The 25,283-nt window shown below is 31.9% G+C and carries 25 protein-coding genes; 13 read left to right on the top strand and 12 right to left on the bottom strand.

Going from position 1 to position 25,283, the window contains the following annotated elements:
• Positions 1-18: 18 nt before the first annotated feature.
• The gene (locus G9F71_RS27800) at positions 19-108 is read right to left on the bottom strand and encodes a hypothetical protein (RefSeq protein WP_202882662.1); all 90 of its coding nucleotides are present in this window, start codon (positions 106-108) and stop codon (positions 19-21) included.
• Between the two features lie 22 nt (positions 109-130).
• Complete coding sequence (locus G9F71_RS27670) at positions 131-265, bottom strand: recombinase family protein (RefSeq protein WP_224626906.1); 135 nt, start codon at positions 263-265, stop codon at positions 131-133.
• A gap of 46 nt (positions 266-311) precedes the next feature.
• Here G9F71_RS27670 and G9F71_RS24760 point away from each other — a divergent pair, with 46 nt between their 5' ends.
• From G9F71_RS24760 to G9F71_RS24745, 4 genes are all read left to right on the top strand, one after another.
• On the top strand, positions 312-875 hold the full coding sequence (locus tag G9F71_RS24760; RefSeq protein WP_164952204.1) for a flavin reductase family protein: 564 nt from the start codon (positions 312-314) through the stop codon (positions 873-875).
• Between the two features lie 338 nt (positions 876-1,213).
• On the top strand, positions 1,214-1,723 hold the full coding sequence (locus G9F71_RS24755) for a hypothetical protein (protein ID WP_164952185.1): 510 nt from the start codon (positions 1,214-1,216) through the stop codon (positions 1,721-1,723).
• Between the two features lie 490 nt (positions 1,724-2,213).
• Positions 2,214-3,056: a GNAT family N-acetyltransferase gene (locus tag G9F71_RS24750; protein ID WP_164952186.1), complete on the top strand. Its 843-nt coding sequence runs from the start codon at positions 2,214-2,216 to the stop codon at positions 3,054-3,056.
• A 179-nt stretch (positions 3,057-3,235) separates the two neighbouring features.
• Positions 3,236-3,634: a DUF1878 family protein gene (locus G9F71_RS24745; RefSeq protein ID WP_164952187.1), complete on the top strand. Its 399-nt coding sequence runs from the start codon at positions 3,236-3,238 to the stop codon at positions 3,632-3,634.
• Between the two features lie 118 nt (positions 3,635-3,752).
• On the opposite strand, the gene G9F71_RS24740 is transcribed toward G9F71_RS24745, so the two are convergent.
• From G9F71_RS24740 to G9F71_RS24730, 3 genes are all read right to left on the bottom strand, one after another.
• The gene (locus G9F71_RS24740) at positions 3,753-3,911 is read right to left on the bottom strand and encodes a hypothetical protein (RefSeq protein ID WP_164952188.1); all 159 of its coding nucleotides are present in this window, start codon (positions 3,909-3,911) and stop codon (positions 3,753-3,755) included.
• Positions 3,912-3,967: 56 nt separating this feature from the next.
• The gene (locus tag G9F71_RS24735) at positions 3,968-4,126 is read right to left on the bottom strand and encodes a hypothetical protein (RefSeq protein WP_207712089.1); all 159 of its coding nucleotides are present in this window, start codon (positions 4,124-4,126) and stop codon (positions 3,968-3,970) included.
• Between the two features lie 517 nt (positions 4,127-4,643).
• On the bottom strand, positions 4,644-5,447 hold the full coding sequence (locus G9F71_RS24730) for an N-acyl homoserine lactonase family protein (RefSeq protein WP_164952189.1): 804 nt from the start codon (positions 5,445-5,447) through the stop codon (positions 4,644-4,646).
• A gap of 668 nt (positions 5,448-6,115) precedes the next feature.
• Here G9F71_RS24730 and nifJ point away from each other — a divergent pair.
• From nifJ to G9F71_RS24715, 3 genes are all read left to right on the top strand, one after another.
• Complete coding sequence (nifJ, locus tag G9F71_RS24725; protein ID WP_164952190.1) at positions 6,116-9,646, top strand: pyruvate:ferredoxin (flavodoxin) oxidoreductase; 3,531 nt, start codon at positions 6,116-6,118, stop codon at positions 9,644-9,646.
• Positions 9,647-9,656: 10 nt separating this feature from the next.
• A complete protein-coding gene (locus tag G9F71_RS24720) occupies positions 9,657-10,973 on the top strand; it encodes an acetyl-CoA hydrolase/transferase family protein (protein ID WP_164952191.1) in 1,317 nt (438 codons plus the stop codon).
• A gap of 90 nt (positions 10,974-11,063) precedes the next feature.
• Complete coding sequence (locus tag G9F71_RS24715; protein WP_164952192.1) at positions 11,064-12,167, top strand: pyridoxal phosphate-dependent aminotransferase; 1,104 nt, start codon at positions 11,064-11,066, stop codon at positions 12,165-12,167.
• Between the two features lie 436 nt (positions 12,168-12,603).
• Here G9F71_RS24715 and G9F71_RS24710 read toward each other — a convergent pair whose 3' ends face one another.
• Positions 12,604-14,022: a PLP-dependent aminotransferase family protein gene (locus tag G9F71_RS24710; protein WP_164952193.1), complete on the bottom strand. Its 1,419-nt coding sequence runs from the start codon at positions 14,020-14,022 to the stop codon at positions 12,604-12,606.
• A 387-nt stretch (positions 14,023-14,409) separates the two neighbouring features.
• Between G9F71_RS24710 and G9F71_RS24705 the strand changes: the two genes are divergently transcribed.
• Positions 14,410-14,751, top strand: coding sequence for a hypothetical protein (locus tag G9F71_RS24705; RefSeq protein ID WP_164952194.1), 342 nt, complete (start codon positions 14,410-14,412; stop codon positions 14,749-14,751).
• 198 nt (positions 14,752-14,949) lie between these two features.
• Positions 14,950-15,582: a VanZ family protein gene (locus G9F71_RS24700; RefSeq protein WP_224626852.1), complete on the top strand. Its 633-nt coding sequence runs from the start codon at positions 14,950-14,952 to the stop codon at positions 15,580-15,582.
• Positions 15,583-15,742: 160 nt separating this feature from the next.
• Here the strand turns inward: G9F71_RS24700 and G9F71_RS24695 are convergent, their stop codons facing one another.
• Both G9F71_RS24695 and G9F71_RS24690 read right to left on the bottom strand, forming a co-directional pair.
• Positions 15,743-16,279 (bottom strand): GNAT family protein, encoded by a 537-nt coding sequence (locus G9F71_RS24695; protein ID WP_318011115.1) that lies wholly within the window; start codon positions 16,277-16,279, stop codon positions 15,743-15,745.
• Between the two features lie 369 nt (positions 16,280-16,648).
• The gene (locus G9F71_RS24690; protein ID WP_164952195.1) at positions 16,649-17,560 is read right to left on the bottom strand and encodes a hypothetical protein; all 912 of its coding nucleotides are present in this window, start codon (positions 17,558-17,560) and stop codon (positions 16,649-16,651) included.
• 123 nt (positions 17,561-17,683) lie between these two features.
• Between G9F71_RS24690 and G9F71_RS24685 the strand changes: the two genes are divergently transcribed.
• A complete protein-coding gene (locus tag G9F71_RS24685; RefSeq protein WP_164952196.1) occupies positions 17,684-17,932 on the top strand; it encodes a hypothetical protein in 249 nt (82 codons plus the stop codon).
• Between the two features lie 279 nt (positions 17,933-18,211).
• Positions 18,212-18,670: an NUDIX hydrolase gene (locus G9F71_RS24680; protein ID WP_164952197.1), complete on the top strand. Its 459-nt coding sequence runs from the start codon at positions 18,212-18,214 to the stop codon at positions 18,668-18,670.
• Positions 18,671-19,054: 384 nt separating this feature from the next.
• Here the strand turns inward: G9F71_RS24680 and G9F71_RS24675 are convergent, their stop codons facing one another.
• The 4 genes from G9F71_RS24675 to G9F71_RS24660 all read right to left on the bottom strand — a co-directional run bounded on the left by G9F71_RS24675 (position 19,055) and on the right by G9F71_RS24660 (position 22,202).
• Positions 19,055-20,110: an IS4 family transposase gene (locus G9F71_RS24675; RefSeq protein WP_224626849.1), complete on the bottom strand. Its 1,056-nt coding sequence runs from the start codon at positions 20,108-20,110 to the stop codon at positions 19,055-19,057.
• Positions 20,029-20,388 (bottom strand): hypothetical protein, encoded by a 360-nt coding sequence (locus G9F71_RS24670; RefSeq protein ID WP_224626846.1) that lies wholly within the window; start codon positions 20,386-20,388, stop codon positions 20,029-20,031. The genes G9F71_RS24675 and G9F71_RS24670 overlap by 82 nt, the downstream gene beginning before the upstream one ends.
• Positions 20,389-20,679: 291 nt before the next feature.
• Positions 20,680-21,291: a type 1 glutamine amidotransferase family protein gene (locus G9F71_RS24665; RefSeq protein WP_164952198.1), complete on the bottom strand. Its 612-nt coding sequence runs from the start codon at positions 21,289-21,291 to the stop codon at positions 20,680-20,682.
• 302 nt (positions 21,292-21,593) lie between these two features.
• Positions 21,594-22,202, bottom strand: coding sequence for a tyrosine-type recombinase/integrase (locus G9F71_RS24660; protein ID WP_164952199.1), 609 nt, complete (start codon positions 22,200-22,202; stop codon positions 21,594-21,596).
• Between the two features lie 892 nt (positions 22,203-23,094).
• Here G9F71_RS24660 and G9F71_RS24655 point away from each other — a divergent pair.
• Positions 23,095-23,604 carry a hypothetical protein gene (locus tag G9F71_RS24655; protein ID WP_164952200.1) on the top strand — a complete coding sequence of 170 codons (510 nt, stop codon included), beginning with the start codon at positions 23,095-23,097 and terminating at the stop codon, positions 23,602-23,604.
• 431 nt (positions 23,605-24,035) lie between these two features.
• The gene (locus G9F71_RS24650; RefSeq protein WP_164952201.1) at positions 24,036-24,629 is read left to right on the top strand and encodes a GNAT family N-acetyltransferase; all 594 of its coding nucleotides are present in this window, start codon (positions 24,036-24,038) and stop codon (positions 24,627-24,629) included.
• The last annotated feature ends 654 nt before the right edge of the window (positions 24,630-25,283 follow it).

Here is a 25,283-nt window from a genome sequence, read left to right as displayed (position 1 = left end):
TATTGTAGTTTTAGATTTTCATATATATCTACATAATGTTGCCTGGCTTATTCTAGACATTGCTACAATTTCACTTATGCTGTATTCTTTTGAATTATATAGATTCAATGCATTTTCAATATTTTTATCTTTAACTTTTGGCCGACCACATTTTCGTCCTCTGAACTATGAGTTCTCTCTCAAATTGGCTGAATGCTTGAAAAACTTTAATCAGAAGATTCCCTTGTGGTGCATTTAGTCTATACTTTTTTTGATTTTTCTGTATAATTATTATTGTTGCAACAAATACATAATTGAATTGGAGAAAGAATATGATAAAGAAAAAAATAGCAAATATCCCTTTTGGACCATTTATTACAGTTTTAGCAGGAGCGATGGTTAATGGAAAGCCAAACTATGCCACACTTGGTGCATACGGTGTTGTAAGTGAGAAGCCTGTATTGTATATTTCATTGAAAAATTCCCACTATACAACTTCAGGTGTAGTGGAAAGTGGATTCTTTAGTGTAAACATACCATCCTCTGAATCTATTGATAATACTGATTTTTGTGGATGCGTCTCTGGTAATAAAGAAGATAAATCAAATGTTTTTGATTCGTTTTATGATGAAGCAGGAAATGCACCAATGATAAAAGAATGTCCTGTAAATTATCTTTGTAAGGTAATACAAACCATTCCTATATTTGATTTTACGATGTTTATTGGAGAGATTGTTGCCGTATATGCGAATGAAGACTGCCTGGAAAACGGAAAACCAAATGCTCTAAAAGTTAAACCAACAATAATGATGGGTTCAGGATACTTTGATCTAAAGGATAGAGTTGGTTCACTATTTAAAACATATAGTACTATAGGTACCGTTGATCCTAAATAATAAGTAATGAAAGGCTAGTATTTGTAACTATAATTGTATTGTAAATCTTAGGTTGTCTATTACAGTTTTTTACACGAATCGTTTCCATATCCCAAGTTTACTGACTGCTACTAAGACTATATAAAAGATGTTTGTTACTGCACCTTAATAAAATATTTTAATTTAGAGCAGGGAGTAAGTTTGTCCAGCTAATAACTGAATTTCATCCTTATTCAATAACGGTGTAAATCCCACAGAATATCCATCCCAACTATTTACATAATAAATATATTGTGTGGGAAATTTATTAATGCATTTTCTAAAAAAATAATGTAATATAGAAAAAAGGCGGTTTAACTATGAAACCTAGATATATTATAATATTTATAGCAGTAGTTATTGCATCTTGTGTATCTGTACATATTATTGACTTAAATAACCTTAAAACATCAGATCAGACTATAGTGAATACCAAAAAGCAAATCATATATAATATTAATGGAAAGAATGAAAATTGGGAAATAGTAGACGGGATTTATCTGAAAGATATAAACAGCGAATCTTTTGAATTAGGGGAAGTTAAATATCTTAAAGATATGAAAAATATCAAAGAAGTTAAAATAGAATTTGTCCTAATAAACGGTACTAAGGAAAAAAAATATTTATTAAATAGCAAAACGGAATACATACAACCTAGTAATAATAATGTACTCATTTATGGTAATTCATCTTCTTATTCACCTCATATGAGTAATGTATTACCTGATTTTAATTATTCTTTTGAATGTACAATAAAATACACAACCAGAGAGAACAAATCTTTTGAAGAAAAAATTCCTATAATTGGAACATATAAGCAACTTAATTAGCATCAGTTTCGAGTTCTGTGTAAACTCAAAACTGATGCTAATTTCCATTAAGCTTTAAAGACAATATTTTTGTTGAATTTATGATAATTTAGTAATATAATGTATTTTGTAAAGATATTAACAATTGATAAAAACTTAATATGAAAGGAGAATTCTATAAGATGAAAACAATTATTTGCTATTAATTTTCATTAAGAAAATTAACCTTTAAGGAGTTTAATCAGCCTGATTTATTAGGTTTATTTTGTGTACCTCTTTTTAGCATTGGCAAATATAAGTAAACCACTTATAGAGTAGAAATTTCATCCTTTAGTTTATAACTGTAATAGAATTAAAAAGGAAGATTTTTAGCTGTAGGGGAGTTGCACTTTCTTGCGGCTTTTACTTTGCGCAAAATAAATACTCAAATCAGGATTAATGGTGGAATTATACTATAAAGGTCTGAAATAGTGAAGATTTTTACAGTAATAAAAAATAAAGGGGAATTAATATGATTAGAGATTATAAACAAGCTGATATTGATGAAATTGTTAGGATATATACACTAGAATACAAGGCAATGCCAGAAGAAATTGAAAATTTAAAGACGGCATCTAAAATTTTGGTATATGATGATAAAGGCATTCAAGGATTTATTCATTTAATGATAAGTGGTGGCTATTGTTGTGTTGAAATGGGAGCTGTAACTAATGAACTAATAAAAACTATTGGTTTAAAGCTCTGGGAAGAGGCTAAAAAAATTTTTAAAGAAAAGTCTATAAATACCATTGAAACTTTTTATGTGAAAGATAATTTAAATTGGAAACAGTTATTTGATGAAATTGGATTTGAATATCGAAGTTCTGTGTATCGTTTTACGTATAAGGGACCTAAATTGAGCGAACCTAATCTTTCTGTAGTAAAGTATGAAGATAAATATTACGATGATAAAATGGGACTTGAAAGTGAGGCATTTTCAGTATTAAGAAAAGAAAATAACATTAAACCATATAACTGGTATTTAAGTGCAAGCAAAGAGGCACTTCAAAATAATAGAAAATATACGCTTGAAGAAAAAGAATACATTTATCTATTTTTTGAGAACAATGAGATGGTTGGGGGCTCAATGGTTAAAAACGCTGAGATAGATTTATTATTTGTTAATATAAAACACCAGGGAAAAGGTTACGGTAAAAAAATAATTGAATTTACAGTGAACAGAGGTTTAGAACAAAATGCAGGAGGCGTTAATTTAAATGCATTAGCAAGTAATGAAAAAGCACTAAAGCTATATAAAAATACAGGATTTAAAGTTGTACAAGCACAAGATTGTAGAATGCTAATTATAAAGTAATAGGGGTATAGGTAGTAATGGAACAGTAATCGGCTATAGCAAGAACTATTGGCAATGTATTTACTTTTTTAGCATTTTAAAGAATATACTTTTTTTTAGTGAAAATAATAAAAGGAGTTTACACTTCTTTATAGAATTATCTTTAATATCAAAAACGTATTGAAGGTAGGTGTAGTAGTATGCATGAAAATAATTTATTTAAAGAAAGTCCAGAAGAAAAAGTTGAACGAATAGAATACTACATAAATCTTATGAGGGATTATGTGTTAGATACTGAAAAATTTCAATTTTGGGATTGGGCTATGTCTAAGCGATTAAATGAATTTGAAGTTCGTAAAATAATAGATATAACCAAGATTTATAATAATAAATTATATGAAGAAAAAACACCTGATTTTGAGGAATATTGTAGTAAAATAAAAAATATTCTAAATTGGGCAAACAGACCAGATTACAAGGAACCAGTAAATGAATCATTTATAATTAGTATGTTAGGGTGTTTAAAAAAATTAATGTTTAGAAATTTAATTGATTTTTTTCTAACAGAACCAGTAAATGCAAACAGTGAAACACTTTAATAAAGGATGTATTTTGTATCTAATTATGGTATAAAATACATTAAATAATTCATGGAAATTATAGCATTAGAAAAAAAGACCAGTAAATTTATATTTACTGGTCTTTTTTAACCTTTATTTAGAGTTTACTGTTTATGATTTTAAAAACGTCAGCTTCGGTAATTATTCCTTTAAGATAATCTTCTAAAAGTCTCGTTTCTGCTTCGGTAACAATCAAACCTTCAATTGCCAATGAAGGTTTTGCATTATCTAGTGATAATTGGTCTTCTTTAGACAAGTTATTATTTTCATATTAAAATAATCAAACTCCTTCTGAAGATATTTTTTTGCTTTTTACCGCTGTGCTTCTTTCTTAGCTCTTGGAGTTGTTTTTTTCTTCTCCAGTTCTTCTAATAGCAATTTATATTTGTTTTGATATTCTTGTATATCTGTATTATGTTTCAATTGGTCTTGGCTTAATTGCTCCTGTTGAGCTTTTTGTAGTTCTAACAAGGGGTATAGGTAGTAATGGAACAGTAATCGGCTATAAGCGTGTAAATATATGGTTATGATTAAGCCTAACGTGTGTACAGCAAGCGTTTGAAAGTACCAATAATTTAATTTGAATGTTCAAAAACACAAAAAATAAATATATTGAACTCTCTATATACTGTTTAAAAAAGTATACTTTAATGAACAGCATTAAAAAAATATCTGGTAATGGCTCATTAATTATTTATAAGCCATTACCAGATATTTTTTATCAGTGGTGAAATAGGTATTTAAATTTAAAATCCATTTTTTTACACGCTTATAGCCGTTTTTGGTTCCGTTACTACCTGTACCCCTAGTTGTAGTTTTATATACAGCAATTTCGATGTTAAGATCAGCTTTAAAACCAGTTGTTCAAGAAGATTAAAAAATGGCTGTTGCAAAATTTTGCAACAGCCTTAGATTTACTCGCAGCGATGCCTTTTGGAGCTTTTAAATACCACTTACCAAATCTTTAGATTATATAATATTTATTATTTTATTCATAATACTCAGGAGCGTGCTTTAGTGTTTTGAAGAATTCCATATCATGAGCATACATAACTTTAGCGTTATATTTCTTTTGAAGTTTTCTAACTTTCTCAATTGAATTGAAGAACGCGATGCTATCAAATACTATACCAGAGGCTTTAGCTGGAGGACCATAATTTTCACTTGTATAAATGCAATCTTGTGGAAAAATGATTGTTCCTTCTCTCTCCAAATGAACAACTATTCCAAGAACTCCTGGAGCATGCCCAGGCAGCGAAATTATTTCAATACCATCTGCGATATAAAAATCTTCCTCAACCAAATGGAACTGCTTAACAGGAACTTCTAAATCTTCTTTTATATAAACGCCATGCTTTGCGGAATCAGGACATAAATGGACGAGAGTTAGTGCATGTTCATAATCTGCTTTAGGAACATATACATCTGCATGTTTAAACAGATCTAAATATCCTGCATGATCTACATGCATATGAGAAAGAATAACTGTCTTAATATCTTCTGGTTTAGTATCACATAATGCCAATTGTTTTTGTAAGTCTTGTTCATCAGTTTTGTAAAATGGAAATGCTTCTCTTAACCATTCCGGCCAATAGCCTTCCATTGCTTTTGGGTTACAGCCTACATCATATAGAATTTTCCCATCTGGATGATCTATAAGTATCGCCATTACAGGAATTTTTATCCACTCACATTTTGGACTTTTATTGCTTTTCGTTGCGGTAACTGACATAGCAACCATACTATTTTTATCACACTCTAACCAACCTATGTCTAAAACATATACTTTCATAATTTTACCTCCATAAATTTAATAATTTAGATTAATGTCTCTTTTATTAATAAGTTTTCTATAAGATTTTTTTCTTTAATAGCCTTTCATGATTTTTTCAATAACATAGTGTCATTTTCAGGTAATATAGAATTTGTACATATTTTATCATTAGCATTATATGAAATCAATGTTAAAATTGTATGTAATATAATTTTATGAGTTCTATATGGTTAGTAAATTTTTTAATAATTATCTAATAACTTAAGATTTAAAAAGAACCAGTTTACAACGCATCATTATCTTTTCATCAAAATTGTATGTGCAACTAAATTGAATAGCATAAAAGTCATATATTTTGAGCTTTGCAGCGTTTATAAGGAAAAAAAGTGCGTTAGAAAAATTATCTAATAGCAGAATATAAATAGTAACATTGTAGTACATACAATATTACTATTTAAAACACACAATATTGCTGATAAACTTTATATGAAGTGCACATTGTACGTAATTGTACAATAAAGTAGGGTTTGCTGAAATATATGATTTCAGAGAATCAAAAGTGGTTTGCAAACTGCAGAAAAGATGAAAATAACGGGGGTGAGTCCTATTAAGATGCCAGAGTTTGATAGCGTATTTAAAGAACGAATAGTTGTAGTTAGTCGAATTCAATTTAGGAGGTAAGAATTATGAATAGTAATAATAAAGTAATGAAAACTATGGATGGTAATGAAGCTTGCGCTACAGTAGCCTACCAGTTTACTGAAGTTGCAGGTATCTACCCAATAACACCATCATCGCCAATGGCGGAAAAGACAGATGAATGGGCATCTGAAGGTAGAAAAAATATGTTTGGACAGCCTGTTACATTAGTAGAAATGCAATCAGAAGCTGGAGCTTGTGGTGCGGTTCATGGAGCGTTAGAGGCGGGGGCTCTTGCGACTACCTTTACATCATCACAGGGCTTAATGTTAATGATACCTTGTCTTCACATTATCGCTGGACATAGACATCCAGGAGTTCTTCATGTTGCAGCAAGATCTGTAGGTACACATGCTAATTCAATTTTTGGTGACCATCAGGATGTAATGGACTGTAGAGCAACCGGTTTTGCAATGCTTGCATCAGGAAGTGTTCAGGCAGTTATGGACCTTGCAGGTGTAGCACACTTATCGGCAATTAAGGCACGAATACCTTTTATTCATTTCTTTGACGGATTTAGAACTTCTCATGAAGTACAAAAAATTGAGATGATTGATTTGGATAAGGTTACAAAGCTTGTTGACATTGATGCTCTTGAAGCTTGGCGTGCAGTAGCTATGAATCCAGAGCACCCATCGATTAGAACTACTGTACAGGGTCCTGATGTATACTTCCAGAATCAAGAGGCTAACAATCCACATTATGATGGGCTTCCTGAAGTAGTTGAAGCATACTTGGAAGAAATAAATAAGATTACAGGAAGAGACTATCATCTGTTTAATTACTACGGTGCAAAAGATGCAGACAGACTAATCGTTGCTATGGGCTCCGTTTGTGAAACTGCACGTGAAACAGTTGAATATTTAAATAACAAGGGCGAAAAGGTTGGTCTTCTTGAGGTTCACCTATACAGACCTTTTAGTGTTGAATATTTTCTAAAGGCTATCCCAAACACAGTAAAGAAGATTGCCGTTCTTGACCGTTCAAAGGAGCCAGGAAGTATAGGTGAAGCTTTATATGTTGATGTCTGCGCAACTTATACAAATAATGAAAATGCACCAAAAATTTATGGCGGTCGTTATGGTCTTTCATCAAAAGATACAAATCCTGCACAGATCAAAGCTGTATTTGATAACCTAAAAAATGATGAGCCAAAGAATAACTTTACTATAGGTATTGTTGACGATGTTACATTCTTGTCACTTGACTCAAGCACACCGATAGTTACTGAGTCTAGAGACACAGTGTCTTGCAAGTTCTGGGGTCTTGGTTCTGACGGAACTATCGGTGCCAATAAGAATTCAGCAAAGATTATCGGTGATCATACTGATATGTATACTCAGGCATATTTTGAATATGATACAAAGAAATCATATGGTATTACTAAGTCTCACTTAAGATTTAGCAAGAACCCTATTCGTTCAACTTATCTTGTTAAAGCAGCAGACCTCCTTGCTTGTCACAACGAAACATACCTTGATAAGTATGACATGATTCACGAAATAAAGGACGGCGGAACATTCCTGCTTAACTGCTCATGGAAGGAAGAAGAATTAACAGACAGACTTCCTTTAAACGTAAAGAAGTATATCGCAGACCACAATATTAACTTCTATATAGTAGATGCAAATAAGATATCTAATGAGTTAGGTCTTGGCAATAGAGCTAATATGATTCTTCAGGCTGCATTCTTTGCATTGACAAAAGTCATTCCTATTGAGGACGCAGTTAAGTACATGAAGGAAGCAGTAAAAAGGACCTATGCAAAGAAGGGCGAAAAGGTTGTAAATATGAACTTAAATGCTGTTGATAGTGGCATTACTAGTCCTATCAAGGTAAATGTTCCAGAAAGTTGGAGCAGTGCAAAGGTTGAAAATACAATGGATGAAGATCTTCCAGATATGATTAAGAATATCGTAATCCCTGTAAATAGACAGAGGGGAGATGATCTTCCTGTAAGTACATTTATAGGCCATGAAGATGGAACTTTCAAAATGGGAACAACAGCATTTGAAAAGAGAGGAATTGCAACAGAAATTCCTGTTTGGGATGCGTCCAAGTGCCTTCAATGCAACCAGTGTTCCTACGTATGTCCACACGCTGCTATTAGACCTTACCTGCTGGATGCTGAGGAAGTAAATAACGCGCCGGAAAACTTTTCATTAATTGATGCAAATGGAGCAGCAGCAAATGGAATGAATTATACTCTTCAAGTAAGCACCCTTAACTGTACAGGTTGTGGCAGCTGTGCAGCATCTTGCCCTGCAAAGGAAAAGGCACTTAAAATGGTGGTTGCAGGAGATTGGATTAAAGATACAACAAACTGGGATTATGCTTTAAATATAAGTGATAAGGGAGATTTATTTGACGTTAAGACAGTAAAGGGAAGCCAGTTTCGTCAGCCGCTTCTTGAATTTAGCGGTGCATGTGCAGGATGTGGAGAAACACCATACGCTAAATTAATCACTCAGCTTTATGGAGATAAGGCTTACTGGGTAAATGCAATCGGTTGTTCAATGGCTTGGGCGGCTGCAATGCCATCTTTCCCATATACAACAAATAAAAAGGGTCATGGACCAAGTTATGTATGTTCACTGTTTGAAAATCAGGCAGAAGCAGGTCTTGGAATGTTCCTAGGAGTAAAGCAAAGAAGAAACGGTGTTAAAATGCAGGCTTTGAATTTGCTTACTATGGTAAAGGAAACAAAACTTGAAAAGGCTATAAATGAATGGCTAGAAACATTTGACAGCCTAAGATGCTCAGACCCAACAAGTGAAGCTATGTCCAAAGCATTAAAGGATGCCAAGCTAGATGGCGAAGCAAAGACTATTGCAGAAAATATGCTTCTTCACAGAGACCAATTTACAAAAAAGAGCATTTGGTTGTTTGGCGGAGACGGATGGGCATATGACATCGGATTTGGAGGGCTTGACCATGTTATTGCATCAGGAGAAGATATAAACATATTTGTAGTTGATACAGAGCTATATTCAAATACAGGTGGACAGGCTTCAAAGGCTACACCAATAGGAGCAAATGCTAAATTCGCGGATTCTGGTAAGAAGACACAAAAGAAAGATCTCGGAAGACAGATGATGACTTACGGAAACACATATGTTGCTCAGGTTGCAATGGGTGCAGATCGTAATCAACTAATTAAGGCTTTAACAGAGGCAGAAGAGCATAAAGGTCCATCATTGATAATTGCGTATGCACCTTGTATTTCACATGGTATTAAAGCTGGAATGAGTAATGTACAGAATGAAATGAAGAAAGCAGTTGACGCTGGATTATGGACGCTGTATAGGTTTAATCCGGATAAAAGGGAAAAGCCATTCACATTAGACTCAAAAGCACCTACAAAACATGTAAAGGAATTCTTTGATGGAGAAACTCGCTACGCATCACTTAAAATGAAATACCCAGAGTTGGCAGAAAAATTGTTTGCTGAAGCACAAAAGGCAGCAGATGAACATTACAAAAGCTATGTAAGACTTGAAAAAAGCTATAATGAATAGGAGGTATTTTATGGTGGTCAAGGAGATATACAGAGAAAAACTAACCACGGCAGAGGAAGCGGTTAAGTTGATAAAATCCGGAAATACTGTGATACTTGGTCACGCAGCAGCAGAACCACCGGTTCTTGTTGCGGCCATGGTGGCAAACAAGGAAAGCTACAAGAATGTAACCATATCTCATATGGTTTCCATGGGGAAGGGCGAGTATGCCCTCCCTGAAAACAAGGAACACTTTAATGTTAGGTGCTGGTTTGCAGGAGCAGGAACAAGAAGAGCCATTAATGAAGGAGATGCAGATTTTGTCCCTGTGTTTCTTCATCAGGTACCTTTTAACCTACGAAAAGGCATAATTAATATAGACGTGCTTATGGTTATGGTATCGCCGCCTGATGAAAACGGATATTGTAGTGCAGGGGTTTCAAGCGACTATACAATGGAAGCTGCGAAGCAGGCCAAAATAGTTCTCGCAGAGGTTAATGACCAGATGCCATACGTATATGGGGATACCCTTATTCATGTAAGTGAAATAGATAAGCTTATTGAGACTTCTCATCCACTTGCAGAGATAAAGGCTCCTGTAATTGATGAGGTTGAAGCAACTATCGGTAAGTACTGTGCATCTCTTGTTGAAGACGGTTCAACACTCCAGCTTGGAATAGGTGCTATTCCTGATGCAGTACTTGCACAACTTAAAGATAAAAAACATCTTGGTATCCATTCCGAAATGATATCAAGCGGCATAGTAGATCTATATAAGGCAGGAGCCATTGATGGTTCGGAAAAGGGAATAGATAAAGGTAAATTAGTAGGCACATTTATTATGGGAGATAAAAGTCTATATGATTTTGTAAACCATAATCCTGTTGTTTTACTGAAACCAGCAGATTATGTAAATCATCCTATGATTATAGCTCAAAATACAAAAATGATATCCATAAATGCTTGCATGCAGGTGGACTTTTTGGGACAAGTGGTATCAGACACCATTGGAACTAAGCAATTTTCGGGTGTGGGCGGACAGGTTGATTTCGTCAGAGGTGCAGCCATGTCTCTTGATGGTTTAGGAAAAGCAATAATCGCTATGCCGTCAACTGCAACTCTTAAGGATGGAAGCATAATATCAAAGATTGTGCCATATATTGACCACGGTGCAGCGGTCACTACTTCAAGACACGACGTGGATTATATAGTAACGGAATACGGTATAGCGGAATTGAAGGGGAAATCACTAAAGGAAAGAGCAAGCACATTAATTAATATTGCACATCCAAATTTCCGTAATGAATTAGCAACACAATATAAAAAACGCTTTAACGTAAAGTTCTAGAAATACACAAATAATAAATAGAAGGGAGACAAAAACATGTTAGGTATTTCAAAGAGAAGCAATGACATTCCACAATCATTAATATGAAAAATGGCAAATATGGCGGATGGACTAGAGGATGTTATTTCATTTGCTATAGGTGAACCTGATTTTATCACTCCGGAGAACATTATTGAAGCTGGTGTTACTGCATTGAGAAACGGTGCAACCCACTATACTCCTAACGTTGGATATACACCACTTCGTGAGGCTATAAGGGATGATTATAACAGAAGAGGCTTTGATTACAAGCTGGAAAACATAATGGTCACTGTAGGTGCCATGGAATCTTTATATTTATCAATGCTTGCAATTTTAGATTTGAGGGATGAAATAATAATAAGCGATCCACACTTTACAAATTATTATGGGATGGCTGTTCAGTGTGGTGCAGTTCCTGTACTGGTAACAGTGCTCGAAGAAAATGGATTTATGTACGATATAGATAAATTAAGAAAGGCTGTTACTAATAAGACAAAGGTGATTATTGTAAATTCACCTTCAAACCCAACAGGCGGAGTTGCAAGTGCAGAAAATCTAAAAGCTATAGCAGAGCTTGCTATAGAAAAGGATTTGTACGTAATATCCGATGAAATGTACAAGTACCTAAATTATACCGGTGAAGAATATGTAAGTATAGCATCATTTCCTGGGATGATAGAAAGAACTATAGTTATAGATGGATTATCAAAGTCACATGCTATGACTGGCTGGAGAGTTGGATATACTGCAGGCCCGGAGAATGTTGTTGCAGCAATGACAAAGATGCAGGAAAACGTGGTGTCATCCGTAACCACAGTTTCACAGTTTGCAGCTGTCGAAGCCATAACAGGGAGTCAAGAAGTCAGAGACAGTATGATAAAAGAATACAAGAAAAGAAGAGATCTTGTAGTCAGACTTATAAATGGCATTGATAATATTTCTTGTGAAGAGCCAAAGGGAGCTTTCTATGCATTTATAAATATTAAGAAAACGGGACTTTCTTCAGAAGAGTTTGCAGTTAAGCTATTGAAAGAGCAGCATGTTATAGTTGTTCCAGGAAATGGATTTGGACCTGGCGGTGAAGGGTTCGTAAGATTATCTTATGCAACATCGAAGGAAAATATTATAAAAGGGCTTTCAAAAATGGGTAAGTTTGTAGCAGGTCTTTCTTAGTAAAGTTAGAAAAAAAGAAAGGGAAAGTTAAAGAATACGTTTCAAATTCCATGTAAACTCTAAAAACTGGCAAAGTTTAGATTAATATTTTAAGGGATTGGTGGCTGGAAAATGTCCATTTATCCCTTAAATCATTACACACCTAATTAAAGGAAAGTCAATAAAAAACAGTGAGAATCCTATGGTTAGGCGTGTAGATATTTTGTGGAATCGGACATATCAAGCCCGCAAATATCTTTGATAAGTTTATTGATATCGGTGAGCCTTTTATTGGATATTCATATAAGAAGTTTACCAATGAGAGCTCCCACCTTCTATTTTTTTCTAGACTCTCGTTTTTTCTTCCCAAAAATAAAACCTTCAAACTGATTTTATTCTACATCAGCTTAAAGGTTTACATAATTTATGAAAAGATTTTGGAACTTTTCTTGCAGGTTCATATTATTAGTGAATTATTATTTGTTTTATCAGTTAATTCAGCTAAATAAATTTTTAATATTTCTAATCCTTTTTTTAATTCACTGGAATCAGCGGGGGATGAAATGGAAACACGCAAAAATTGTTCTGTTTTATAATTCCCAACTAAGAAGCGATTTGAATGATATATTGAGATTCCCTTTGCTAAAGCATCCTTTTCAAATTGATTTGCATTATATTTTTTCTGCAAAGGAAGCCACCTAAATAAACTGATAGGATTTTCATTTGAATTTTCTATCTTAAAATATTTTTTATAAATATCATTTCGTTCCTTTAAAATTGACTTTTTTTCCTCAACTATTATATCTGCCATTCCAGTACTAATTAGTTCAGTAATAATTTCAGCATTTAATGCTGATGTTTTGATATTTATGTTATAAATTCCACGAGCTATTCTTGAAGCGTATTTTTCAGGGTAGACCATAAAGGCTACTCGCATACCTGAAGACAAAGATTTTGAGACGCTGCATATGTAAATGGATTGTTCAGGTATAAAACAAGTAATGGGGTGAAAATTTTGTGGTGCAAGAAATGAATAAATGTCATTTTCGATCAAGATAAGATTATGCTTTTTTATAATTTTTGAAAGGTCTTTTCTACGCTCCATATTCATCAGAACTGCTGTAGGATTATTACATGAAGGTATCAAATATATGCCTTGTATGCTACTTGACTTACAATGAATATCTAATTCCTCCGGGTTCATTCCTAGAGGATCTCCTTCTATTGGAACCAATTGGATATTAAGGGTGTACGCTAATTCAATAAAATTAGCATAGGTATATCTATCAACTGCAATTTTATCTCCAGGATTAAAAAGAGAAATCAAAGAAATTGCACAGGAATTTTGAGCACCTGATGTGATCACAATGTTTTCAATTTTCGTATCAATATTATATCTTTGCAACCACCTTCGGGCATACATTTTGTGAGATGGAGTACCTAACTGGAGGGAATAATTAAGCAACTTATCAATATATCCCTTTGATAAAATATTTTTAGCTGCCTCTGCTACAATGGAGTTGGTTTCATCAAGTGGTCGTATATTTCCCATATTTATGCAATTGCTATCAACTACACCATCTGTTAACGAGATAGAGGCACCTGCATTTGGTGAAACAAAAGTTCCTTTACCAGTAGTGGCATAAATTAATCCTTTTAATTCACATATTTTAAATGCCCTTGTTATTGTACTGAGATTTATATCAAGATAATCTGCCAACTCTCGTTGAGGGGGTAATTGTATGGTTGGAGCAAGGTAGCCATTTATAATATCGTATTCCAACAAATTTGCAATGGATAGGTATAATGGTGAACCAAGCTTGGATTTATCAGGTTTCCAAGTCATTGGATAATCTTCAAAAGAATTTACTGGCATATAAAACCTCCTAAATGCTGTATTGCATACAATATTATCATACAAATGATACAATTTCAATTATAATATTTGTAAAAATGCACATTGTATGTAAAAATGGAGTGCTTTGAATATTGACTACTATGGGAATATTAAATTCATAGAGAACTGATATAAATGGAAAATAACGACTAAAAGTAATCTTAAGAATACTATAATCCATTTTTGCAAAAAGGTTCAAATTCTCTAGTCTAAACGCCCCCCCTCCCCCCTTGCTATTTAAGGGCCAGATTGTCCGAAAAACATATAATGGCAATGACGTAAAAATGTCTATCAACCCCTGAAAATAAAGATATAGTAAAGTCTAAATTTTTTGCTGGTAAGAAAACTATTACTATAGAAAAACCTGTGACTACGACTTCAACAAAGAAGAAATCAAGTAAGAATAAAACCATTTGCTTTTCTACAAGAAAAGTAAGTTGTATGTTAAAGTCAGCAATAGATGCTACTGCCAATAAGAGAAATTCAGTTAATATCGTTGAAAACTATGAGTCGATTATTCAAGTGGTTCAACACAATGATACTATGAAAAAACATTGGCAAGTATATCAAAAGGATTTTAGTTATGCTAAGGATATTAGTTTTAAAGATACTTGCGATGCAGTAAAAGATATTATGGGGTACGGCAACCATTCATGTAAAAATGGGCCACTTCCCATATTATGTAATGCTTTAAGCTTTTTTTATTAACTTAAAGCTGCCACTTCTTATAAAAACCACTTTAATAGATTATTAAAAAAATTTACTCTAAGTAATAGTGACATATGATACATACTGTTATACTTTACTTGTAAGTTAATTCACAATCGTATTTTATTTTGAAGTGTTTTATATTTTACAATCGTTATATATATATAACAATTAAACCAGGGTGGGGGAAAGATTTTCATGGTAAAAAGTTTTATAATATCAATGATAATATCAATTTTTCTAATAACTATTTTAAATATATTTTTAAACAAAAATAGTAAAAGTCTTAAAAAGAAAATAGAATGGCAACATTACTTTTTTGGATATCTTTTTATATTATATCTTATGATTTCGTTAACAGAAGTAGTAGGATTTCCTTATTTGAGCGACTGGCAAAGACTTTCAAGATTAAACAGTCCAATATTTAATCCCATTATAAATTTAGTACCTTTTAACGATGGATTTGAAATTTCTTCTATACTTAATATAATATTTTTTATGCCTTTTGGATTTTTATTGCCAACATTATGGAAAAAGTATAGAAAATTATTACCGACATTATGTAATGGAATATTATTTTCAATTATTATTGAAATTGGTCAATTGTTTGTTCCACATCGTGCATCAGATATTAATGATTTAATAATGAATACCATAGGAACTATTTGTGGTTGGATTATTTTCAATATTATAAGCAAAATTTTTCATAAACTTGCTAATAAAACAGTAATTGAAATTTCTTCTAATGATAGTATGGCTATTAAATTAGAACCTTATCTATACATTGCGATTCCAATTATAAGTACATTTTTAGGTTTAAAAAATGAATAAAAGATTAACAAGGGTAGAAATGCTCTTGCTTTATTTTTTTTTGCTAGAGTACCATAAACGACCGTTTGTGGTACTCTTGCAAAAAAAGTAAAAAGAGCATTTCTGCTCTTGATGTTTTACAATAAAAGAAGAAAGCGAATTAAGTAACTTAAATTTATATTCATACACTGTATGATAATTTTGCTATAGCCATATCATAGCATCCCCACATTTTATCTTTATATGGAAATCCATTTTTCAAATACTTTTCATCAACAAAGCCCACATTTTGATAACACCTATGAGCACTTGGATTATTATCAAAAACTTTTAAAGTTACCCTCGACATATTTAATATTTCAAAGGCATATCTTATTGCTTGATTTACCATTTGCTTTCCAAATCCATTATTTCTTTTTGATGAATCAGTAATAACAAAGCCAACATGTATACTCTCATTTTCATAATTGGCATTCATCATTGCTATGAACCCAACAGGATCTCCCTCTTCATCCAACGCAGTAAATAGCCATCCTTTTTCATAATTTTCAAAACTTTCTTTTGTTTCTTTCATTGATTCTTCTGTCAAAGGATATGTTATTTTATTTGCACACCATTTCACAAAATCTTCTTCGCTGTCTATCCATTTCACAATATATTTAGCATCGCATGATTTATATGGTCTTAATCTTAGCATTCTATTTATACTCTGATTCATGTGTCAACCATCCTCCATTTACTTAATTGTTAGCGTTTAAATGCTTATTAATTTAATTATAAATGATTACGTTGCGTAAGGTGCAAGTGAAATTTATATAAATTCATAGCTTGATGGGGTCTCGCCAACATTTATCTGAATCACACCAACAGGAATTAAAAAATAGCATAAATCTAACTAATATAAATATTTAAAAAGAAGAAAAAGGAGTATCACCTTGTTAGTGCGCCTTTTAAGAATAAGTACAGTAAAATAACCTAAGATATTAAATCCTAGGTTATTTTAGTTAAGTATTATTTTGAAATCTGATTTTCATATCTTCTATATGCTCATTTCCAAATCCGAAACCTTCAGCTATTATATAATGGCTTATGGTTGACCGGTTGGAGGCATTGGAGTACTTGCAGTGGTTGAGTGTGAACTATTTGTTGCTGAGTAATATTGATTTACTTTAGATGTTGATACATAATTTTCGCCGTATAGCCATTTATAAATATGTGTCCAATTACCAGTAGTTAGATCATAGAAATAGTGATCTTGGTATCCCTTATATAAATCTTTGTTCCAGTTAATATATGGTCTAGTTGCCCATACTGTCCATGCGGGTATGGAAACACCCTGGGTATATGAAGCTGTTTGTGTTGTAGTAGTTGTGGAACTAAATCCTAACGCAACTTTTATATCTGCTTCACCGGTAAACCCTACTGACTGTTGAACGCTTATTGATTGCGTGTAACTAACACCTATTGGAACTGATGAACGATAATTATCTTCCACTACCCAAGCTGTCGAGTATGTAACCATAGGAGTGCTAGAGTATCTATAAGGTGAAGTCGACCATGAATAAGTATCACCTAAGAGTGGTTGAACTGTAGTTTCGCCTGATTTAATTTTTGCAGCCTCTTTAGCTGCATCATTAACTATCATATCTATATTATCAATATTTGATTTATTGGTAACAGAATCTTTACTCCATCTATCTAACAATGCTTTTTTTAATTTTGACTTATCTATGTTTGCTAGTTTACCGTCTTTGTCATACATCCCATCATATAAGACATCCTTTGTACGTACTACTTTTTCTGTATCGTCATGTTTGTCTGGGTATACTACAGTTTGACCTACTGACTCTGAGATTGCAGTTTTGGCATTAACTGGGCTATAGATATAGCCATTGAGAGAACTTGAAGTAACGTCTTTTGCGAATACAGTGAATGAACTAGTTGATATACATAATGCCATTACGATAGCAAGAGAAATAATTTTTTTACCTTTTTTCATTTATCAACACTCCTTTACATATTTTAATAATAATACCATATATTATATAATAAGAAAAACCTTCTTATTTATCAATTAATTATATTTTGATGAATATTGAAAGTGTGAGGGGAGAAAATAAAAATGAGAAAAATAATTTTTAGTGGTATTAGTATGTTTATAAGTTCTATAGGTATTATAACTATAATTTTTGTATGTTTGTATTGTAACAAAATATATGGCGTTATAAATGGCTCTACAAAATTGTTAATTTATATAGACTGGTTTGGCTTGACTCCAATTTTTGCTGTATTTTGTTTGATTGGTATATTAGGTTTTTGTATAGGATTATGGGGCGTTTTTAGCAAAGATAAAGATAATTTTAAAAAATAAATACACAATATTCTTTCATGGATGCGGTATTACGAACATCTCCATAAGGGTAAATATACTTTACGTAGATGTTCGTAATTGTTTTGTTATACTTTACAACCACAATTTTTGGGATTTTGACTCTACGTAATGGTATACCTTTACGTAGGGTAGTTTGTTTTAGCATCAAACTATAGTTTGTAAAAATGGTGTTTAATGGTATAATTTTTCTAGTGATTAAGTCGTAGCAGTAAATTATGATGAAATATTCAGTATAAAATTTTGGAGGAGTGATAGGGGATGGATAGGCATTTTACGGTTTCCATATTTATAATATATAAGGATAAAGTATTATTACATTTACATAAAAAGGCTAAAAAAATACTTCCTTTAGGTGGACATATCGAATTGAATGAATTGCCAGAAGAGGCATGTATTCGTGAAGCACAAGAAGAATCAGGTTTAAAAATAAATCTATACAATCCAATAAATAACCAACTTAAGAATTCATGCGAATTGGTAGGAGAAAAATTGTTAATAAATCCCATGTACACAATTTTCGGTGAAATAAATCCAGAACATTATCATATAGACTTTGTTTATTATGCAACTGCAAAATCTTTTGATACAATACCAGGAGATGGTGAATCTAATTTACTTAAATGGTATAATAAAGAAGATTTGAAAAATGCATATGACGTTCAGCATAATATTTTGACGATGGCTAATGAAGCGTTAGAATTGTTATCGGAAAGATAGATTTGTTCGTAAATTATTACGTAATTTTCGTATATTGTATACCAACCCAAAAGGCAGCAATGCCTTTTTTCTTTTTCTTAGATTGATGCTAAACTCATTTTCAGTAGATATATTGGATTAGTGTATGTATTGATATTAGTTAGCTTTAGACATTTTTAATTTCTGTTGGTGTGATTCAGAGAAATGTTGGCGAGACCCCATAGCCATCAAGCTAAGCCATATTAAACAATATTGGATTGTTATCCTCTACATTTTTTTACTATTAATTTTCCTTTTATGAATTTGAATGATATATTGTAAGTGTATATTGTTATTTGAACAATTTTATGGCGCACCAAAAAAACCACGTATACAGTAGGAATTTTATGATCTTATTAATTTGATTTATGCTGCAAATTTAACATTTGCTGACATCTGTTTATAACATACTCCGAGAATATCAAAAACAGTTTTTTTGTCCTTTTTATGAGATTTTAGGCCATTTTTAACTACATTTTCAAATACTGACTTTACGTTATTGAAAGTTTTACTAGGAAACTTTATAAGATCCCCGTATAGTCTATCAATATATTCATGAACTATCTCAGAAACCTTCATTTCACTGGCTTCAAGTTCTTTATTTTTTATTGCCAAAGTTCTCATTTTAAACATTACAGCAGAGCTTAAAAGTAGCAAAATAAGTTTCCCGTAAAGCTGACACTTACACCGCTCTATCTTAACTTGCTTTACAGCATGTATATGAAATATGGATTTCCACGTTTTAAAAATTGTTTCTATTTGTAAGCGTAACGCATAGAGCTCATAGACTTGCTTCGCACTTAAAACTTCTTGCTCAATATTTGTTATATACATAGATATTCCTAATAATCCAATCGTATTATCGCTTTTTTCTATACCTTTCTTTTTAGCATTCTTTTTACTTTTTTCTGACCTCTTTTTCAATTGCTCATTTGTTAGTTTATATAAAATAAGCCTGGTTTTTAGCTTTTTACCTTGACCTATATAGACATCTTTAAGTTCATAATGTTCTCCATCACTCATTTGTTTCATTATGTCAGAAATATAGATTCTTTTAAAAAGGCTTGATTTTTTTGGAGTACCATTCTTGTAATACTCTATATCATTACTTTCTATATACACTGCTATATTAGGTTTGAGTCTTGATATATAAAAGCCTTTTCTTTTTTCTATGTCCAAAAAATCTTCAAAGTTGAAATATCCAAGGTCTCTTAAAATAAGATCTCCGGCTTTGATAGTTTCTCTTATTTTGCTTCCAAAAGTATTGTCACTTCCAGAGCCAGCTCCTACTTGTATATTAAGAAGATTTCCAGATTTTAATTCATATTCTAGTTGTATTTTTACACCTGAAGCTTGAGAACATCCACCAGATCCAGGATAAATATCTTTATAACTTTCTGGTTCTTCAAAAACTTTACACATCTTTCATTTAAACGTTGGTCTAATTCCTGACTGGAAACAAGTATGCCTGTTTTTTCACTAAGTTTTGTGCATAAGGTAACAAGTGTATTATTCGCAACTTCTACATCCATAAAGCAGCATAAGCAAACGAATTCCCATGCTTTAATTTTACTTTTTCTTTTGACAAAACCCGTCTCTCTCGCGACTTGTTCAATCTCCTCTTTTGAAAAACAGAGTTTTAGTTCATCTGAAAAAATCTTTATATCTTCTTCCAATTTTAAATTTTTTCTTTCTGTCATGCATAATCCCCCCCACGTTGTCTTTTTATTGTCTCTTTAATGATAACATTTTTACAAATGGGGGGGGGGATTTTTATAGAGTTTTCTTAGATTGATGGCTATGGGGTACCGCCAACATTATGCGGATTTACAACGTTAAGGAATGTACCGATACAACCGGCATACACGAAAGTGAGCCACATACTGGATTAGATATTAATCCAGTATGTGGCTTTAATTGTTCAATAAGATAGTAATATTGTGCCCTAAGTAATCTATAATAAGCTTGCTTAGGATAATATACATATTCTTCTATAAATCTATAGCATGCATTTTTTTGAACTCAATTTTACCTAGTTTATTAAAATCATACCACCGCTTTATAACTTCCTCAGAATCTAGATGGAGTTTGCTGAAAATGAGTCTGGCAAATTCAAGAGGTGCTGATCCATTAGCAGTTATAATGTTGCCATCCATCACAGCAGGTTCGTTTACATAACCCTGCGCATTGGTATATTCCTTGGTAGCGTATTTTTCTAAGTCCTCTAAATCATTTGAAGTATGCTTAACACCATTAAGAAACCCATGCTTTGCCAGGAAGACAGACCCATCACAAATTCCTGCAATAGGCTTGCCTTTTTGTAATGTTGCTTTTACCAAAGGTACAATTTTATTGGACTCAGATGTCCGCCAGCCTGTACCTCCAATCAGTATTAGCGCTTCATAATCTTCAGGTACTGCCTCCAGAGAATAATCCGGTAATACCTTAATTCCTCCGATTGAGTGCACTGGTTCCTTCGATAAGCTGATGGTTTTAATGCAATAAGGGTTGCTATCATCGTCACAATTCAATTCGGCAGCTACATAACCGGCTTCCCAATCGGCGTAATTGCTTAATAAAAATAGTAATACTGTCTTTTTCATTATCTTTTCATCCTCCTAATATAAATTATCATTATTTCACAGTAAAATAATACTGTTACACAGTTTTAGAAAACCGCGCATTTGATAGGAGGAATAGATGAATAATACATTCTTATCCCTCCACTTTAGTTGAAAAAACACCTCATAATTATATTCATTTAAACACCACTCCTTTTTTAACTTACTAGCTAAACTATTTCTAGTTTATAATATTTTTCACATAGATTCATTACCATTTTGGTAAAATGGCAATATTAAGATTTGGATATAGATATTCCCACATAGCACCAAAAGCCTTTCCACTACCCTAAATTAGATCGTAAATAAACTTCTTTCTTTTGTTCTTCGGTAATTCCAATATATCTTAAAGTCTGTGTCTTTGATGAATGATTAAATATATCCATAAGTAATTCTAATGAGGATCCATTTTGATATGCATGGTAGCCAAAAGTTTTACGAAGGGTGTGAGTTCCTATTTCTCCAGACATAAGAACTCCCTTTTCGCTTTTTTCTACAAGACCTATCATTTCAGCTGCATTATTAAGAATCCTATATGTCTGCTGCCTTGTTATCGGCATATTTTCACCTTTTCTACTTTGAAAAACATAGTTGCTCATTTCCAAGTTAGGTAATTCTTTTATGTAATTTTCAATAACCTTTTTTACTATATCTCCGATATAAAACTTCTTTGTTTTACCTGTTTTCTTTTCTGTAATAATTACATAGTCTTTTACAGTTTTAAAGTTCGTTTTTACTAGATCTTCTATCTTCAATTTCAATATGTCACTAATTCGCAAACCCACATTAATTCCAAATATGAAAAGTAATTCATTTCTTACTGACTGGCTTTTTAAAATTGAACGTATATTTTTTATTGTTTTTATATTTCTAATTGGCTCAACGCTATTCATTAAAATTCCTCCAACTCACTTATTATATAAAGTAACATAATACTAGTGTAATATATATTTATGTAACATTCAATTCAACAATTATATACGAAACCTGCAAACCCTTAGAAAGTAAAGAAAGTGAAAGTTACACAACTCACTTGTGTAACTTTCACTTTCCTTAATTACCAACGATTTTTTGTATTTTGATATAAAATATAAATTTGAATGTTACTTAATACTAATATCCATTAATGGTATAATATTGATAATGATCACTGAGAGTAAATTATTATTAATCTAAATTTAGAAAAGAAGGTGAATTTTTATAAATTACAAAAATCTATTATATTCATTTATTGCTCATTTGTTAGTAATAATGGTTAGTTTTATTATATTTTTCTTTCCCTTTCGAATATTAGTAACCGATTTTGAAAACTCTCTAAGTATAATAACAATTATAAAGATAACATTTTTTATACTTATAATTTTCATGTATCTTTTTATAGGATACAAAATGAATTTAAAACAACAAAAAAAATATGACTTGTTATCTGTATCGCTACCATCAATTATTGGCACTTTAATATGGCTAATAACATTTATTTCATATAGTAAAAGTTTAACCGTAATTCCACAGCATTTATCTGAGTTTTGGATTTATGTTAATGGGTTTAATTCTGCATTTACAATTGTTATGATCAATTTCAATATATCGTTAACATCACCCACTCTAATTTTAGTCTTAATGCAATTGCCGTCACTGTTAATGTGGTGCGGATTTAAAGTGAAAAGATATCCGTCAATATTACTAATGTATTCTAAATTAAAGTAAGAAAAAAAGAGATAGTTCAACAATGACTTAATTTTATTTTATGAAGATAATCGAAATAAACTTTTGAGGAGGATAAATATGAATAAGCGTTTTAGGGTACTCTACTTACTCTTTTCTTTACTGTTATTGTTAACATCTTGTTCTAATAAGAGTGTAGTATTAAATTTAAAAGTAAACAATGGTGATTTTTCAAAATCAAAGTCTGAAATTATAACAAGCGAATATGAACTTAAATCCAATGGTGGTTTTTTTTCAAGAATAGATTTTGATTTAAAGGAAGGGAAAGTTGACTGGCAAATTACAAATTCTAAAGGTGAAATTGTGTTTAAGGGATATGTAATTAATGAAAATGGCACAACTTATAGAGAATTAACTTATCCGGAAAATTTTTTAGAAGGACAGTTAAATAAAAAACAAGAAGTTAAGCCAAATAAAGATAGTGAAAATGGCATTAATAAGAATCCTGATTTTGAATATCTTCCATTTGATGTTGGAAGCCCTTTAGGTATATATACATTGAGTTTAAAACCTACGAACGTAGAAGGTAAATATACTGTTTTATGGAGTGATGGAGTAGTAAAAAAATAGTTTATGTGAACTTTCTTTTTTTACTAATCAAGACTATAGCGGGTACAGCCGACATACGAGTAAAAACCGGCCACATGCTAGAATTAATATCCAACATGTGGCTATATATTGTTTTATAGATGTTGCACCAAGTCTATTTAAATTTGAAACATTTCATATATCCTTTTTATAACCCCAGTGAAACATATTTTGATAGTGTCATTAGGGTATACCTTATTGCGACAGTTTTCATATATAGTCCATATTAGTAGAATCTATAAATTTATAAAAACGTTATATTATGGTATAATATTGCTAAACAGTAAGTTATATTGGTAGTTTCGGGCGAACTTTCCTAATTAAAAAGCAAAACCGAAGTGGTGGAATTAACAGCAGGTAATGTAAATTCATGTAGAGTAATATACATTAAATATTAAAAGGAGTGATACTAAATGATAAATAGTAATGTTACACAGGAAATGAAAATTAACAAATCTTGTTTTGACATATTTCCAGAATTGGAATCTGAAAGAGTGATATATAGGGAAGTAACGCCAGAGGATGTAGACGATATATTTAAAATTTATAGTGATCCTAAAGTTGCTAAATATGATTGGTACAAACCAATGGCTACTAAGGAGGATGCACTTTCTAAAATAAATCAGTACAAAGAGGAATTTCAAAATAAAGAAGAGATTACCTGGGGAATTGCAAGGAAGAATGATGATAAGATCATTGGATATTGCTGCTTATTTGATTTTGATGATAATTCAAGAAGAAGTGAGATTGGGTATGGCTTTAATCGTGATGAATGGAATAAAGGCTATGCAACTGAAGCTATAAAGATTTTAGTGAAATTTGGATTTGAGGTTATGAACCTTAATAGGGTAGAAGCTACTGTAACCCTCGGTAATGATGCTTCTGTAAAAGCTTTAAAAAAGGCTAACTTTCTTCAAGAGGGTATTGTTAGAGAACGAAGCATTATGAAAGGCAAGTTTGAGGATGATGTTATATTAGCTATAATAAAAAAAGATTATAAACTATAAGTGACAATGGTAGAGAAATATTAACAGTATTAAAGTACGTTCTTTTAGGAAAATGTTGGTTATATAGTAAGGATTATTTATATATCATTCAACAACTATAGCCACATGTTGGAATTAATATCCATAATGTGGCCTATTTTTACACATTAACTATATTAGAAAAAACCATAGTATTGATAGTACACATAGAAGCTAAAAATCAAAGTTTTGTACGTTGTTTAATAAAAAACAATACCTTGTGCTTAAAGTACACAAAGTATTTGCATACTTAGCCATTGGACCCTATCACTGCTATTTCTTAATTATAATTTTAGTCAAGTCGGTCTTTCCACGTTCATTTTAACCTTGATTAAAATTATAATTAAGAGCACTATTTTATTGGGTCAAATGGTGGTTACGAAGATTATATGTATACAATGTGCAATAGGTTCAGATTACTCGTTTCTTGTTCTCTTAGTATAGATAACGAGTATATGTCGGCTGTACCCCTTGTAGAGTTGAGGTAACATACTTTCAAGATTCAGTTATGTCGTCTCTTTCATATAGTACGTCATAACAGCCACAAAATAGTAGTTCCATTTTTGATTTACTGTTCATTAAAAATGGAAAATGCTGTCTTGTGGCTGTTTTTTGCATTAATCGTTGCCGTACCCC

It is taken from the genome of Clostridium sp. FP2, from assembly GCF_011065955.2.
GTDB classification, from domain to species: Bacteria; Bacillota; Clostridia; order Clostridiales; family Clostridiaceae; genus Clostridium_AD; species Clostridium_AD tagluense.
The sequence above is the reverse complement of the archived record's forward strand: the minus strand, read 5'-3'. Positions and strand labels throughout refer to the sequence as shown.